Origin of the sequence: Spongorhabdus nitratireducens (assembly GCA_947387575.1) — a bacterium.
Classification (GTDB): Bacteria; Pseudomonadota; Gammaproteobacteria; order Pseudomonadales; family Endozoicomonadaceae; genus CANDOC01.
In genome coordinates this window covers 150,312-164,948 of record CANDOC010000003.1, presented here as the reverse complement: position 1 = coordinate 164,948, position 14,637 = coordinate 150,312, and the positions used below count along the sequence as shown (strand labels likewise).

The 14,637-nt window shown below is 50.2% G+C and carries 13 protein-coding genes; 1 reads left to right on the top strand and 12 read right to left on the bottom strand.

What is annotated here, in order from left to right; translation table 11 throughout:
- Positions 1 to 5 precede the first annotated feature (5 nt).
- From ACYZZ0_RS07300 to ACYZZ0_RS07260, 9 genes are all read right to left on the bottom strand, one after another.
- Positions 6 to 752 (bottom strand): substrate-binding periplasmic protein, encoded by a 747-nt coding sequence (locus tag ACYZZ0_RS07300; RefSeq protein WP_461535942.1) that lies wholly within the window; start codon positions 750 to 752, stop codon positions 6 to 8.
- A gap of 44 nt (positions 753 to 796) precedes the next feature.
- Positions 797 to 1,405 carry a SanA/YdcF family protein gene (locus tag ACYZZ0_RS07295; RefSeq protein WP_461535941.1) on the bottom strand — a complete coding sequence of 203 codons (609 nt, stop codon included), beginning with the start codon at positions 1,403 to 1,405 and terminating at the stop codon, positions 797 to 799.
- Positions 1,406 to 1,591: 186 nt separating this feature from the next.
- A complete protein-coding gene (locus tag ACYZZ0_RS07290) occupies positions 1,592 to 2,740 on the bottom strand; it encodes a hypothetical protein (protein WP_461535940.1) in 1,149 nt (382 codons plus the stop codon).
- 110 nt (positions 2,741 to 2,850) lie between these two features.
- Positions 2,851 to 3,978: a tRNA (uridine(54)-C5)-methyltransferase TrmA gene (gene trmA / locus ACYZZ0_RS07285; RefSeq protein ID WP_461535939.1), complete on the bottom strand. Its 1,128-nt coding sequence runs from the start codon at positions 3,976 to 3,978 to the stop codon at positions 2,851 to 2,853.
- A gap of 131 nt (positions 3,979 to 4,109) precedes the next feature.
- Entirely contained in the window at positions 4,110 to 5,399 is a 1,290-nt protein-coding gene (locus ACYZZ0_RS07280) for an NCS2 family permease (RefSeq protein ID WP_461535938.1), read from the bottom strand.
- A 158-nt stretch (positions 5,400 to 5,557) separates the two neighbouring features.
- A complete protein-coding gene (locus ACYZZ0_RS07275; protein WP_461535937.1) occupies positions 5,558 to 6,007 on the bottom strand; it encodes an ImmA/IrrE family metallo-endopeptidase in 450 nt (149 codons plus the stop codon).
- A 1-nt stretch (position 6,008) separates the two neighbouring features.
- Positions 6,009 to 6,734, bottom strand: coding sequence for a DUF2726 domain-containing protein (locus tag ACYZZ0_RS07270; protein ID WP_461535936.1), 726 nt, complete (start codon positions 6,732 to 6,734; stop codon positions 6,009 to 6,011).
- Between the two features lie 146 nt (positions 6,735 to 6,880).
- Positions 6,881 to 8,227 carry a hypothetical protein gene (locus ACYZZ0_RS07265; protein WP_461535935.1) on the bottom strand — a complete coding sequence of 449 codons (1,347 nt, stop codon included), beginning with the start codon at positions 8,225 to 8,227 and terminating at the stop codon, positions 6,881 to 6,883.
- Between the two features lie 80 nt (positions 8,228 to 8,307).
- Positions 8,308 to 8,601, bottom strand: a complete 294-nt coding sequence (locus ACYZZ0_RS07260) for a DUF167 family protein (RefSeq protein ID WP_461535934.1) — start codon at positions 8,599 to 8,601, stop codon at positions 8,308 to 8,310.
- 195 nt (positions 8,602 to 8,796) lie between these two features.
- Here ACYZZ0_RS07260 and ACYZZ0_RS07255 point away from each other — a divergent pair, with 195 nt between their 5' ends.
- Entirely contained in the window at positions 8,797 to 9,462 is a 666-nt protein-coding gene (locus tag ACYZZ0_RS07255; protein WP_461535933.1) for a hypothetical protein, read from the top strand.
- 51 nt (positions 9,463 to 9,513) lie between these two features.
- Here ACYZZ0_RS07255 and ACYZZ0_RS07250 read toward each other — a convergent pair whose 3' ends face one another.
- The 3 genes from ACYZZ0_RS07250 to ACYZZ0_RS07240 all read right to left on the bottom strand — a co-directional run bounded on the left by ACYZZ0_RS07250 (position 9,514) and on the right by ACYZZ0_RS07240 (position 14,438).
- Entirely contained in the window at positions 9,514 to 11,052 is a 1,539-nt protein-coding gene (locus ACYZZ0_RS07250; RefSeq protein WP_461535932.1) for a SpoVR family protein, read from the bottom strand.
- The gene (locus ACYZZ0_RS07245) at positions 11,052 to 12,329 is read right to left on the bottom strand and encodes a YeaH/YhbH family protein (RefSeq protein WP_461535931.1); all 1,278 of its coding nucleotides are present in this window, start codon (positions 12,327 to 12,329) and stop codon (positions 11,052 to 11,054) included. Before ACYZZ0_RS07245 ends, ACYZZ0_RS07250 begins: the two co-directional genes overlap by 1 nt.
- Before the next feature lie 186 nt (positions 12,330 to 12,515).
- Positions 12,516 to 14,438, bottom strand: coding sequence for a PrkA family serine protein kinase (locus ACYZZ0_RS07240; protein ID WP_461535930.1), 1,923 nt, complete (start codon positions 14,436 to 14,438; stop codon positions 12,516 to 12,518).
- Between the last annotated feature and the right edge of the window lie 199 nt (positions 14,439 to 14,637).

Sequence of the window (14,637 nt, the reverse complement as noted above, 5' to 3'; positions counted from 1 at the left end):
AGCGATTACCGGAATCGATCAAGAATTTCTTCTATTTTTCCCTGCTGCTTGAGTTGCTGAAGTATTTTATTTATTTCTCTGCCGTCTTCTGCTTTGTCTTTGGAAAACATAAAGGCGACAGGAACACAGTCAAACCTTTCTCCCAGCTCAAACTCTTTTGACCAATTACTTTTCATCAGGTGCTGAGCGACCAGTGCATCCATAAACGCAAGTTCTGTGCGCCCAAAAGAAAGCATCTTGAACACATGGTTTTCGTCGAGCGCGTCGACCCGGGTGATCTTTTTTGATTCGAAATGATCTTGATAGCTGGGAAAAGTGAAACTGGCGACAGTCCCTACTTTTTTTCCAAAAAGATCAGGTGCGCTTTGAACCTGGATTTTTTTTCCTTTGGGGAAAACCATGACTTCACAGTGCTCAGTGATAGGCGATGTGAAAAAAACGTGATCCTTCACATTTTGTCGCCATGCTGGTGATGTCCAGGCTTCCAGGTCCAGCTCTCCGTCCGCGACTTTTTTGATCAAACGGTTAAATGGATATACCTGAGTTTCAAATTGATAGTTGCTCACACGTTCAATGGCTTCAAGGGTCAGTTGAATAATGCCTTGTTTTTCTTGATGCCAGAACAGGGGGGGGTAGTCCTCAGGGTAAAGGCCGACAGTTATGACCTTCTTTTCCTGTTGAGCTGTAGCAAGTCCGGAGAGTAAAACAGCAACTAGACAGAATGACTGGATAAAACCTGACCAGATTTTCATTTATTCTCCTTCCCTGGAGTAAGTAGGCCAACGGAACTTGTTGCTTATGTTGGCGGAGTCTCCCCGATGATCACTGGGTCGCCCAGAAAACGGGGTTGTGTATTTATCAGGTTAACATCAATTACGGCGAGCACACGTGCCAGATGCTCTCTCAGACGATTACGCCAGTCTGCGGGAAAGCCGGTTCCGGCATTAAAGCCGATGGCTTCGATATCATTTTCCCGGGCAATATAGATTGCCCGCTCATTCTGATAGGGCTGGGAAATGATTGTGAACTGCTCCAGCCCGAAGACCCTGTTAGCCCGGATCACGCTATCCAGTGTTCTGAAACCGGCGTAATCACGATAAATGCTACTGGCAGGAATACCCCGAGCCATCAGGTCGGCACGCATTCGAGTTGGTTCGTCATAATAGCGAGTGGCATTATCACCACTAACAAGCAGATAGCTTACTTTGCCAGCTTTATAGAGCATGACCGCGGTGTTAAGCCGCAGGTAATAGTGAGCATTCTGGTTGCCTTCGGAGGTGTAGCGGCTGGTACCCGGAATCAGACCGACTTTGCGATAAGGCAGCTTTCCGAGCGAGTCATAAAGGTAAACTTCTGTTTTTGTGGATATCAAACGGTTGCTCTCATAGACCAGCAGTCCAGTCATGATGATTATGCTTAATACGGCAAGCAGTATTATCTGGAGCGGTCTAAAAGAACGAAGCGGCATCAGTCTCAGTCATCAAAGCCTTCAGTTGTGTGAAGGCTGTTCTCAAGTCAGATCGGGTAGATATCAGTTCCAGCTGCCAGTTAAACACAATCGTACAAGCCATTAAAGCCTCGGCCATGGCGATTACTGTAACTGTTGCCGGATCAGGTTCAGCATGAGTGCTGAGCCCTCGCCTGGAAGCCCCAGTTTTGAAAACCGGGCAGATGCACTGTCACTATCCGTACTTCGAAGTACTTGCTCCAGCTGCTTCTGACTGCTGGCAAGAGGTGCTATCCGATACTGAATCAGCGGTGTGGAATGATCGGACTCCGCTACATATACAACCGACTTGCCCTTGTAGGCTGCCTGAATAGCGACGGTTGATTTATGAACGGCAACCAGATTAGCCGCAACCGATAACTCGGCAGTATTGTGGACAGACGAGGGAATGGCTCGAATAGATTTACTGCTGGCCCTGGCAACCAGCTGTTTTTCCAGACTCCCGTCAGTTTTGGGATGCCAGGTAATCAGTGTTTCCCATTCCGGGTTCAGTTTCATGGTATTGATAAACAGCTCAAGGTACTCGGGGTAGGAGCTGTCATAACCTCCGGCAAACACCACTACCTTCTTATCTGCTGGGATACCTAGCTCTTGCTTCAGGGCGTTGGCGGAAAACTGTCGATAAGTTTGATCCCAGGACTCCAGTGATGGTTGTCCTACGATTTCGATAACCGAAGGGTCTATTTCAAGGTGACGACCCATATCGTCTCTGACAATACTGGCAGGTACCCAGAAACGGTCTATCTGACGGGCCTTGCCCAGAAATGCCTGAACAAAGGGTTTGTGCTCTACAGAGTCCAGATTGTCGTAGTAAGCAATGGCGTAACTTTTCTGCTTGTCTCTGAAATAGTTCAGAGTTTCTGCCTGAGCGCCGCTGGCCATTCCCGAAATGACCAATCTGACCTGCCACTGTCGGGCCAGTTCAGCAAGCGTATCACTGTCGATACGTGCCGAGCGCTGGGTATGCCAGTCGCTGTCCGGACGTGCATCGGTTTTGATTGCAATAACCTTGTCATTTCCCTGCAACCGGCCGGCTGCGGCATCCACGGCCAGTATCCGATAGTCAATAGCTTCTTTGTCCAACAGCTTCCAGAGGGGCTTGAAAGCATTGGTCTCGCCCATGTCATAGACACAGAACAGCAAAGGAAGCTGAGCCATCTCGGCTGCCGGAACAGGGGTTGCACCCAATAAAAACAACACCAGCAGGATGCTGGAAAATGACAGTTTATTCATGAAAATCCGTATTTTTAGCTTGAGCCATCTCTGAAAGTAATAGCTCATAAAAGCAGGATTTTCCGGTATTGGCGGGAAAGAGGGCTGCAAAGCCCTCTTTGGAATCGAGATTAGCTGCGGCGTTTCAGCAGCACACCGCATTCAGCGTGATCGGTGTAGGGAAACTGGTCGAACAGTGCAAAGCGCTCAACCGAGTGGGTTTGAGTCAGGGTTTCCAGATTTTCCCGCAGAGTTTCAGGGTTGCAGGAAATATAAACAATATTGTCAAAGCGCTGTACCAGCGCTTCGGTACCCTTATCAAGACCGGAGCGAGGTGGATCAACAAAAACGGTGCTGAACTCATAGCTGTCCAGATCAATACCCTTCAGGCGATTGAATTCGCGCTCTTTGTTCATAGCCTGAGTGAACTCTTCGCTCGACATACGGGCAATCTCCGCATTGCGGACACCGTTCAGCGAGAAGTTGTGACGAGCAGAGTTTACGGAAGTCTTGGAAATCTCTGTTGCCAGCACCTTGTCGAAGTTTCGGGACAGCACGCAGGTAAAGTTGGCATTGCCACAATACAGCTCCAGCAGATCCCCGGAAAAGTCTGTGGTTGCACCTTCTGCCCAGCCCAGCATTTGCTCATTGATGCCGGCATTCGGCTGAGTGAAGCTGTTTTCGACCTGCTGGTAGCGCCAGATACGGCCATTGACGGTCAGGGCTTCGGTGACAAAGTCTTCTTCCAGCACAATCTTCTGCTTGCGGGCACGGCCAATCAGCTTGATATTGAACTGCTTCTGCAGTGGTCTGGCTGCTTCGATCCACTCTTCACCCAGTGCCTTGTGGTAAATCAGGGTAACCAGCATCTCGCCACTAAGGGTGCTGAGAAACTCGATCTGAAACAGGCGGTGAGCCAGCACCTCCTGCTCCCGGCAGGCATCCAGCAGTGGCTGCATGAGCGCGTTGATAGCTTCTGAACCGATCGGGTAATCCTGCAGCAGGATAGGCTCATTCTTGCAGCCCTTGCGGAACATGGCGTAGTCCAGCTTACCATCATGGCGCCAGATCTTGAATTCGGCCCGCATCCGGAAATGACGGTCGCGGGAACGGAAGACTTCCAGTTCGGGCACATCAAACGGGCCAAAATCGGCACGCAGGCGCGCAGCTTTATCGTCTAGAAGAGCGGTATATTGTTCCGGAAAAATGGCGCCTGGCGTCATGGTGTTGTCTGCATCCCCAGTGAAAACGGACTTCAATTACAACCCATCGGGTTGGAAGAGGGCGCATGATATACGAGCCGGGACGAAATGTTGATCAGGTCGTGCTGTGAATATAAGAAAGCCTCCACATTGTGGAGGCTTTCCCGTCACGGATTTTCCCTCATGGATCAGAAGAAGCCGAGTTTGATCACAAACAGAGCAGTCAGTACTACCAGTGCCGGTGTGATTTCATCACGACGGTTACTCAGCAGCTTGATCGCGGTGTAAGAGATGATGCCAAGAGAGATACCGGAAGTAATAGAGTAGGTCAGTGGCATGCTGACAGCAGCAATCACAACCGGAGCGGCTTCGGTAATATCTTCCCAATCAACCTGAGTCAGGCTGTGAGTCATCAGTACAGCAACAAAGAACAGTGCCGGAGCCGTAGCATAGGCTGGTACTGCGCCCGCCAGTGGTGACAGGAACAGTGCTGCCAGGAACAGCACACCGACAACTACGGCGGTCAGACCGGTACGTCCGCCTGCGGCGATACCCGCACCACTCTCGATGTAACTGGTGGTGGTAGAAGTACCCAGCATGGAACCGGCAATGGTTGCACCACTGTCGGCAACCAGCGCTTTTTTCAGACCCGGCAGATTACCTTTCTCATCCAGCAGCTTGCCTTTCTGTGCTACGGCGATCAAGGTGCCGGAGGTATCAAACATATCCACAAACAAGAAGGAGAACACGATACTGATCAAGCCAATTTCCAGTGCACCGGCAAAATCAAGCTTCATCAGGGTCGGAGCCAGACTCGGTGGTGCAGAAACAATGCCGTTTAACTCGACATGACCACTGAAAATACTGATCAGGGTGACTGCCAGAATACCGATCATTACCGAGCCGGTTACCTGGCGGTGGTACAACGCAGCAATAATAATAAAACCAAGGCATGCCATCAGCGCCGACCAGCTGGTCATATCCCCCAATGTGACCAGTGTGGCAGGGTTATCGACGACAATGCCGGCATTTTGCAATGCCAGAAAACCAAGGAACAGGCCGATACCGGCGCCAATACCGCCTCGCAGGGACAGCGGAATACTGTTGATAATCCACTCCCGGATTTTGAATGCACTCAGCAGGAAGAAGCAGATACCTGAGAAGAAGACAGCCCCCAGTGCCACTTCCCATTTGTAACCCATTTGTCCGACAACAGTGAAACTGAAGAAAGCATTCAAGCCCATACCAGGTGCCAGAGCGACCGGATAATTGGCATAAAAGCCCATAATGAAGCAGCCGATAGCGGCAGCCAGACAGGTAGCTACAAATACTGCGCCGTAATCCATACCTGCTGCTGAGAGCAGATTGGGGTTGACGAAGATGATGTAGGCCATCGTCAAAAAGGTAGTAAAACCGGCAAGCATTTCAGTCTTGACGGTCGTCTGGTTTTCCCGGAGTTTAAATAATTTTTCTAGCATGATTATTGTGCTGCAGTCGGGTATGCGGGCGGTTTTGATCTGCACACCGACAGTCTGAGCGTCCCTTGTTATAAGTTAGATACCTGCGGGTGCGTATTCTAATTTCTGCTAGATATATGTAAACAAAATGATTGTGGAAAATAACGGGCGAGCTGTGGTTATTTCTTACAGTTGTGCCCGAGATAGAAGTCACGTGCCATTGGCAGGCTGAGCCGGAATGCTTCGTCTTCATGATCCCGGCTGAGGTAATCTTTCCGGAACTCTTCCTGTTTTATCTCACCACGCTCAAACTGTCGTACGTGTACCAGTTCATGGGCGAGAGTGATTCTCAACTCGCTGGGTTCAAGGTGTGGAGCCAGAATGATCAGGTATTTATGTGGCGCAAGCTGACGAGCCTGACCGAGGTGATAGGGGTGTGACAGGTCTTCAAAACGATATTCGATTTTTATATCCGATAACCCGAGCCGGCTGAGATAGAATGCCTCCATCGTTTCAAAATCACAGGCAGGTAAAGAGACGTTTTCTGATGACTCAGGCTGTTGAGCCATAGCAGGTATCAGTGTCAGTAAACCAACCGTGATCCCTGCTATCGCCGGCCTGAGATTCATATCAGGCTACGTCCTGACTTAACCTTGCACCACGACATTCCGGATAGGTACTGCAGACCCAGCATAGCTCGCCAGCATGTTCACCCTTGTTGATCCGGCGTTGCTGCATATCGCTGCCACACTTGGGGCAGGCCGGATGTTCCTGTTCCGGCAGTTCTCTTTCAGGTAAATCCGAGAGTTGCTCTTCCAGTGCAGACTGAACGGCAGGTGAGCTGTCATGCAACAGGGTATCGTGCAGATTGGCCGCACTCAGTACTTCATGCTTTAGCGTTGGCACATCAAAACAGGGTTTGAAGCGATACTCCAGCAGTGGTAACTCTGCCTTGTCGAACATTCGGTGCATCAACTGGCTGGTTTTAACCTCAGCCCTTGAAGGGGCTTTGCTTTCCAGCTGTACAATGGTTTTTACTTCCAGTGTCCGGCGATCACAGAGAACGTAATCCAGTGAACGGTGCTGGATTTTCTTAAGCAGCCATTTCTGACGCCAGCCTTTGGGCTTCAGAATATGAGCCACAGGCATACACGGCATAATCGTCAGATGATCCCGCACTGCAATTTCCAGCAATCCGAAAAAGGCGCGGTGATCCTCATCCAGCGGGGTCGGCCTGATATTGATGGCGGGTGGATGCTTTTTTAGTCGGCTCAAATAGAGCCAATACAAGATCCCGGTCACCAGGGCAGATGCGATGGTGAGAATAATTGTCTGATTGGTCAGTACGAGTGTCACAGGCGGCACCTGAAAAATATCCGTAATCCTTTCGATCATTACTGCTCTGATTAATCCCTGAATTCAAACATGGCCATCTGAGTTATACAGTGGCCAATCCAATCTTTGTCACAGTGCCTGACCTTTACCCTTCAAATGTACAGGTGTCAGTTGACGGACAAATACAACGGCGCATTCCCGATGGTGGTTTCAATCAGTTCAAACTTTTCTTCGTAATCGGGATCACCTGGTCCCTCATACAAGTCGCGAAACTGAGTCAGGCTCATCGATTGCGGCAAGCCGGATGGTATTGGCAGAAAGTCATCTTCCTGCCTGTGTTTCATCATGAACTGTTGAAAGTGCTCGGCACTCTCGGGAGTCACAGCGATTCTAGCAAATGCTATGCCAGCAACGTCGGCTGCCAGATCGGTGAAGTTAAAGCCGGAACCGCCGGGACGGGCATCTTCCATTTCCTTGTTGAAGCCGATCTGCAGTGCAGTGTCATCTCCCAGCTGCAATGCCAGCGCTGCACTGATCAGAAGGTGCTGGGCCAGATCATGTCGGTTATGAATGCTCAGTCTCGAAGCACCCTTGACCGCGGATCCTCTTCCGAGCATCGGGCTGACTTCTGGTGGAGCTACAGCCTTGGCCAGGGTGTGAATCAACAGCCTGTTTTCTGCAATGGCTGAGTTTCCCGCTTTAGTTCGGGTATGTGCCAGACCTGCCAGAACCCGCAGCACTGGAGTGAGGGATACGTTTTCTCCCTTGCTGGTGGATATTGCAGCCTCCAGTACCTGTTGATAAAGCTGGCGATCTTCAACCGTACCCGGAGCCACCAGATCATTCAGTGACGTCGTTTTCAGACGCTCCCTGAAATCTTCCTGTAGCCGAATCCCGACCAGAATAGCGCTTTCATTAATATCCACATGCTCAACTGAAGCGATGGCATCATTCCATGACTGTTGATGTTGTTCCGGCAACCATGGATAGACAAGATAACGCCAGGCTGTTGCAGCATACTCTCCGGACAGGGTCACGCGTCCAAGCTGTAACCAGTTAATGACAGGCTTGTCATCCCGGTGTCCAAACTCAATACCCAGCCGGGTAAACCATCCAGACCATTTATTCAGTGAGATGCTGGCTGCAATCTCGGCAGATTCATCCCTAAAATCAGTACTGCCGTTGATTTCTACTGGCAGAGGTAGCTGCTGAACGCGTGCGAGCCCATGATGAAGCATAATCCTGATATCACGGCGGGACAGTTGCAGCCAGCTGTGTTCCTGGTGTGTCAATACCTTGAGGCGCTTGATAATCTGCTGGACTTCTTTACTGGAAGCCTGCTTTGACAGTATTGGCTTGCCTCTGAAAGGGGGCTCGCCTCGCTCTATCAGAATAAATGCAAGGCTGATACTGCCAATAACAAGCACGACGCAGAATGCCTGCAGCAAACGCTTGAGTAGGCGACCTGAAAATTTTGCCAGCTTGAAAGCAATAGATTGTCGGGGCAGTTTCATGAAGAACAATCCATGTTCGGGGTGAAACCAGATATTCCGTAATCTGTCATCCAGTAAAAAGTTACACTGTCTGAAAAAAATTATACAGCGGTAATGTTCAATTCGGCTGGCAGCTTTTGTGGATCTTCAATTCTGACAGTTTTCTGGCGGTTCAGCTCGCCGCTGATAATCGATATATCCCGCTTGGGAACACCGAATTGCTTGCTCAGAAAACCGGTAAGGTAAGCATTGGCCTTGCCATCGACCGGTGGTGCCTTGATCCGGATTTTGATGCTGTCCCCGTGAAGTCCGGAAAACTCGTCCTTACTGGCTCGGGGTTGCAGATGACAGCGAAGAATCAGGGCTCCGTCCTGCCATCGAAAGAAATCTGACATGTCTGTCTCTGTGATCGTGGTATGCCTGCGCTATTGTAACCAATCAGTGGCCTGTAACTGTATTCGTAGTATCTTCCTGTTGAGCCAGGGCTGATTATCCTGGCTCTGATGTTCGGGTTACTTCTGAGCTATTTCCCGGCTATTTCTGAGCTATGCTGTTCTGGTTCCCATGGATAAAGAATCAGGCTGCCAGTCATGCGCATGAATCACCCTGTGGTATCCCGTCTCCTTCGCGGCCAGTCCGGCACTCAACTGCGATGGCGGGTTCTGTCTCTTCTGGTTTCACTACTGTTTATTGATCCGGTTCTGGCTCTTGATCCAAGCAAGTTTCAGCTGCCTGAAGACCGCTGGGGGCAGCTGGTTATTTTGAACAGTAGTAAGGATGCTGACGATGCAATTGAACTGCATTATCTCTTATGTAGTACGCGTGAGAGCCGTATGACCTATCAGCCGGCAGAGCGGAAAGAGCTTTGTCTGGCAGAAAAAACGGTCACGATTCCTGCGGGTGGCATGATTGAAGTGTCCGTACGCGACCAGATTCAGGCTATGAGAGATAAGAAGCCTCAGGATGATGACATTATTTACTATGTGCGTATCACCGGCCTGGAGGGCAAAGGATTTACGACAATTGAAAAGGGTGGTCAGGGAGTACTGTTCAGAGATCTGTTTTGTGAGCGCCGTTTACCGATATGGCATCGTGGATGGCGTGAGTTGAGACCTCATGTGCTGGATCTATCGGTTTTCCGTGACAAGAAGGTTGTGGTATGTCGTGACTGTTCACCCAACATCAATTCCGGTCTTGAAAACCCATACTTCAATAAAAAGATTCCCGCGCCTCAAACTGTTATTGAGAAAGAGTAAGGGCTTGAAGCAATATGCCGGACAAGCCGCCGGCATATTGCGCGATGAAAATCAGGCCGCCTTGTTTTTCCTTCTAGGTGCCTTTTTCTTGGGTTCTGCTTCGGGGAATACGGCTTTCACCTGATCCCCATCGACAGACTCGAGATGGACATCGAACCCCCACAGTCTGCGGCAATGCTTCAGGATCTCGGTGGTGGAACCGGCATCCAGAGGTTGCCCCTGATGCATAAAGTGACGCAGGGTCATTGACCGGTCACCCCGGGTTGCCACGTTGTAAACCTGAATGTTCGGCTCACGATTACCCAGGTTATATTGTGCGGCCAGCGCCTGACGAAGTTCGCGATAGCCGGATTCGTTATGAATCGGGCCAACTTCAATATAAGGGTTTTCTTCGTCATCTTTCAGACAGAACAAATGCATATCCCGCATTACCTTGGGTGACAGGTACTGCAGAATAAAGCTCTCGTCCTTGAAGTTCTCCATTGCGTAATGCACTGCTTCCAGCCAGTCACTGCCGGCCAGATCAGGGAACCAGGCCCGGTCTTCATCGGTCGGGTTTTCACAGATCCGGCGAATATCGCAGAACATGTTAAACCCGAGAGTATAAGGGTTGATGCCACTGAAGTAGGGTGAATCAAATCCCGGCTGCATTACCACGTTGGAGTGGGAATGCAGGAACTCCATAATGAAGCCTTCGGTGACCAGTCCCTCATCGTACATTTCATGCAGGATGGTGTAGTGCCAGAAGGTAGCCCAGCCCTCGTTCATCACCTGGGTCTGGCGCTGGGGATAGAAGTACTGGGAAACCTTGCGCACAATGCGGATCAGCTCCCGCTGCCAGGTTTCCAGTAAGGGTGCATTCTTCTCAATGAAGTACAGGATATTTTCTTCCGGGTCAGCCGGGAAACGGCGGTCATCCTGCGCCTGATCTTCATCGGACATTTGCGGAATGGTGCGCCACAGGTCATTCAGATTGCGCTGTATATATTCCTGCCGTTCCTTCTGCCGCAGCTTCTCTTCTTCAGCCGAAATGGGTCTTGGTCGCTGATAGCGATTGACCCCTTGGTGCTGCAGAGCATGGCAGGCATCCAGAATATCCTCGACCGCATCGATACCGTATTTCTCTTCACACTGGGCCACATAGTTTTTGGCGAACAGCAGGTAATCGATAATGGAATCAGCGTCTGTCCAAGCCTTGAACAGATAGTTGCCCTTGAAGAAGGAATTATGTCCATAGCAGGCATGGGCAATAACCAGGGCCTGCATCGGCATGGAGTTCTCTTCCATCAGGTAGGCAATACAGGGATTGGAGTTGATAACAATCTCGTAAGCCAGTCCCATGCGACCACGCTGATAATTCTGCTGGTTGCTGAGGAACTGTTTGCCATAGCTCCAGTGGTTGTACATCAACGGCATGCCGACAGACGCATAGGCATCCAGCATCTGTTCAGAGCTGATGATTTCAATCTGGTTGGGATAGGTATCCAGCCTGAACTTTTCAGCAATGCGGGCAATTTCCCGGTCATAGCTCTGAATCAGCTCAAAGCTCCACTCTGAGCCGGTGGAAAGCGGTTGTTTGCGTTTGGTCATTACGCTTCCCTCTTTTCAAACAGTTTGCGGAATACCGGATAAATGTCTCCCGGCTCCTGAATATGCTGTATGGCAAAGCGATCAGGGTGTTCGTCTTCAATGGCTTTGTAATCGTGCCAAAGTGCTTGATGGTGACGGTCGGTAATCTCTACATAGGAGAAGAACTGGACCTTGCTCAGAATCTTGTTACGAATCAGGTCGTCGCACTTGGCACAGTCTGCTTCCCAGTTATCGCCGTCAGAAGCCTGGGCTACATAGATGTTCCAGTCTTTCGGGCTGTAGCGCTCATCAATGATCTCATTGCTCAGCTTCAGGGCGCTGGATACGACGGTGCCTCCGGTTTCACGGGCGTAGAAAAAGTCATGCTCGTTGCACTCGCGAGCCTCGGCATGGTGACGAATAAAGACCAGTTCAACGGTTTCATAGCTGCGCTCAAGGAACATATAAAGCAGCATGAAGAAACGCTTGGCCATATCCTTGATATCACGTGTCATGGAGCCAGAGACGTCCATTACACAGAACATCACTGCTTTGCTGGAAGGGTTGGGTACCTTCACCATGTTGTTGAATTTGAGATCAAACTCATCAATAAACGGCAGTCGTTTTATCTTGGCATTGAGCTCCCTGATTCGGGCACGGAGTGCTTCAACCCGTTCCTTATCGGTTGTTTCAGGGCTGACTTCCATCTCCCTGATTTCCCGCTTGAGTTCACGAATCTCTTTCCGCTCTTTGCCTGACAGTGCGATCCGGCGGGCATGAGCCCCGCGCAGGGAGCGAATAATATTGATTTTGTCCGGCGAGCCGGCATTTGTGAAGCCGGCACGCTTGAGCTTGTAATCACTGGATTCTTTCAGCTCTTTCTCAACCAGGTTGGGCAGTTCCAGATCTTCAAACAGGTATTCCAGCAACTCTTCTCGATCGATCTGGAACACAAAGTCATCCATACCTTCGCCGCCATCACTGGCCTGGCCTTCGCCGGCACCACCGCCTCCGCCACCACCCCGCGGGCGGGCGAAACGATCGCCACTGTTGAAATCTTTGTTGCCGGGATAGACACGCTCTGTCGCACCACCTTCACCATGGTGAAAGAAGGGTTCGGACAGATCTTTGGTAGGGATTGAAATTTCACCGCCCCGATCGACATCCGTGATCGAGCGCTGGTTTACAACTTGCTCAACAGCCTTTTTGACGTGGTTCTTGTAGCGCCGCAAAAAACGCTGGCGGTTCACCGTACTCTTCTTTTTGGCGTTGAGGCGTCGATCAATCACGATACTCATAGGACGCACTCCCTTGTTCTGTGAATGACTCTGTGAATGACTGCCCCGGTCCGCCTGCAAACTCTGTGTACGTTGAAGACGTTTAAGACTCAGCCGGCCGGATTCATCTCTACGGGCCGGCTGATGGCAGTGTTTTTATCGGATGTATCAGGGCGTACCCGGTAAAGGGCACGCCTGAGCTGATGATTACTGGGACTTGCGAACACGGATATACCATTCAGATAACAGGCGAACCTGCTTTTCGGTATAACCATGCTGCACCATGCGGGACACAAAGTCCTGATGCTTGCGCTGCTCGTCCTGACTGCCCTTGGCATTGAAAGAGATGACCGGCAGCAGATCTTCGGTGTTGGAGAACATTTTCTTCTCGATCACTGCACGCATCTTTTCATAGCTGAGCCAGCTCGGGTTCTTGCCTTCATAGTTGGCCCGGGCTCGCAGTACAAAGTTGACGACTTCGTTACGGAAGTCCTTTGGATTGGCAATGCCAGCTGGCTTCTCGATTTTCTCCAGTTCATCGTTCAGGGATGTACGGTCCAGAATCTGGCCGGTATCCGGGTCACGGAACTCCTGATCCTGAATCCAGAAGTCGGCGTAAGTGATATAGCGGTCAAAAATGTTCTGGCCGTACTCACTGTAAGACTCCAGATAAGCGGTCTGGATTTCCTTGCCCAGGAACTCGATGTACTTGGGTGTCAGGTACTCCTTGATAAAGCTTACATAGCGCTCATGGATTTCCTGCGGGAACTGGGCCTGTTCAATGGTTTGTTCCAGTACATACATCAGGTGCACCGGGTTGGCAGCCACCTCTGACGGATCAAAGTTGAATACCTTGGATAGCACCTTGAACGCGAAGCGTGTAGACAGACCTTCCATACCTTCGTCCACGCCAGCCAGGTCTTTGTACTCCTGCAGTGACTTGGCATTCGGGTCGGTGTCTTTCAGGTTTTCACCGTCATAGATCCGCATCTTTGAGAACAGGTTGGAGTTTTCCGGTTCCTTCAGACGGGACAGAATGACGAACTGGGCCAGCATCTTCAGTGTATCCGGAGCGCAAGGCGCTTGTTTCAGTGAGCTGTGCTCCAGCAGTTTTTCATAGATCTTGACCTCTTCATCAACCCGCTTGCAGTATGGCACCTTGATGATGTTAACCCGGTCAATAAAGGCTTCGTTGGTCTTGTTGTTGCGGAATGTCTGCCACTCTGATTCGTTGGAGTGCGCCAGAATTATGCCGCTGAACGGAATCGCCGCCATACCTTCGGTGCTGTTGTAGTTGCCTTCCTGAGTTGCAGTCAGCAATGGGTGCAGAACCTTGATCGGGGCCTTGAACATTTCCACAAATTCAAGGATACCCTGGTTGGCCCGGCACAGACCGCCGGAGAAGCTGTAGGCATCCGGATCATCCTGGGAGAACTCTTCCAGCTGACGGATATCAACCTTGCCGACCAGGCTGGAAATATCCTGGTTGTTTTCATCACCCGGTTCGGTCTTGGCTACGGCAACCTGATCCAGACGACTGGGGTAGATTTTTACAACCTTGAATTTGGAAATATCTCCGCCATATTCATGCAGCCGCTTCATGGCCCACGGCGACATGATGGTTCCCAGCTTGCGAGAAGGAATATTGTATTCCTCTTCCAGTATCTGGGCGTCTTCAGCCGGATTGAACAGCCCCAGTGGTGATTCAAATACTGGAGAGCCTTTAATGGCGTAAAACGGTACTTTTTCAATCAGCTCTTTCAGTTTTTCTGCCAGAGACGATTTACCGCCGCCAACCGGACCCAGGAGATATAAAATCTGCTTCTTTTCTTCCAGCCCCTGGGCTGCATGCTTGAAGTGAGAAACGATTTGCTCAATCGCTTCTTCCATGCCGTAAAAGTCTTTAAACGCCGGATAACGCTTGATGAGTTTGTTGGAGAAAATCCGGCTTAATCGTGCATCGCGAGAGGTGTCCACCAGCTCGGGCTCGCCGATGGCCTGCAGCATACGTTCAGCTGCTGAGGCATAGGCGTTTGAATCTTGCTTGCAGAGCTCCAGGTACTCCTGAATGCTCATCTCTTCTTGCTGAGTGGACGCGTAGCGTTCCTGATAATGCTTAAATAATGACATTTCACTACCCGCCTTGTTTTTATACGACCGTGTTGGTTGTGACTTCATTGTATCTCTCGGTCGTATCTTTTTTCGATGGGCAAACAGGTGAAATTTAATAACTTTTTATTATTGATAAATTCTGTTGATAATATTTTTTAATATACGACGTGGTTATTATAGTGTGCCTTGTATATTTTCAGAAAAATTCAGTATGATT

Bases quoted from the DNA above. Each gene is read 5' to 3' on its own strand.
- ACYZZ0_RS07265 (WP_461535935.1), bottom strand. From the start codon at position 8,227: ATGAAACTGCCCCGACAATCTATTGCTTTCAAGCTGGCAAAATTTTCA.
- ACYZZ0_RS07290 (WP_461535940.1), bottom strand. From the start codon at position 2,740: ATGAATAAACTGTCATTTTCCAGCATCCTGCTGGTGTTGTTTTTATTG.
- ACYZZ0_RS07240 (WP_461535930.1), bottom strand. From the start codon at position 14,438: ATGTCATTATTTAAGCATTATCAGGAACGCTACGCGTCCACTCAGCAA.
- ACYZZ0_RS07300 (WP_461535942.1), bottom strand. From the start codon at position 752: ATGAAAATCTGGTCAGGTTTTATCCAGTCATTCTGTCTAGTTGCTGTT.
- ACYZZ0_RS07280 (WP_461535938.1), bottom strand. From the start codon at position 5,399: ATGCTAGAAAAATTATTTAAACTCCGGGAAAACCAGACGACCGTCAAG.
- ACYZZ0_RS07255 (WP_461535933.1), top strand. From the start codon at position 8,797: ATGCGCATGAATCACCCTGTGGTATCCCGTCTCCTTCGCGGCCAGTCC.
- ACYZZ0_RS07245 (WP_461535931.1), bottom strand. From the start codon at position 12,329: ATGAGTATCGTGATTGATCGACGCCTCAACGCCAAAAAGAAGAGTACG.
- ACYZZ0_RS07250 (WP_461535932.1), bottom strand. From the start codon at position 11,052: ATGACCAAACGCAAACAACCGCTTTCCACCGGCTCAGAGTGGAGCTTT.
- ACYZZ0_RS07295 (WP_461535941.1), bottom strand. From the start codon at position 1,405: ATGACTGGACTGCTGGTCTATGAGAGCAACCGTTTGATATCCACAAAA.
- ACYZZ0_RS07260 (WP_461535934.1), bottom strand. From the start codon at position 8,601: ATGTCAGATTTCTTTCGATGGCAGGACGGAGCCCTGATTCTTCGCTGT.
- ACYZZ0_RS07275 (WP_461535937.1), bottom strand. From the start codon at position 6,007: ATGAATCTCAGGCCGGCGATAGCAGGGATCACGGTTGGTTTACTGACA.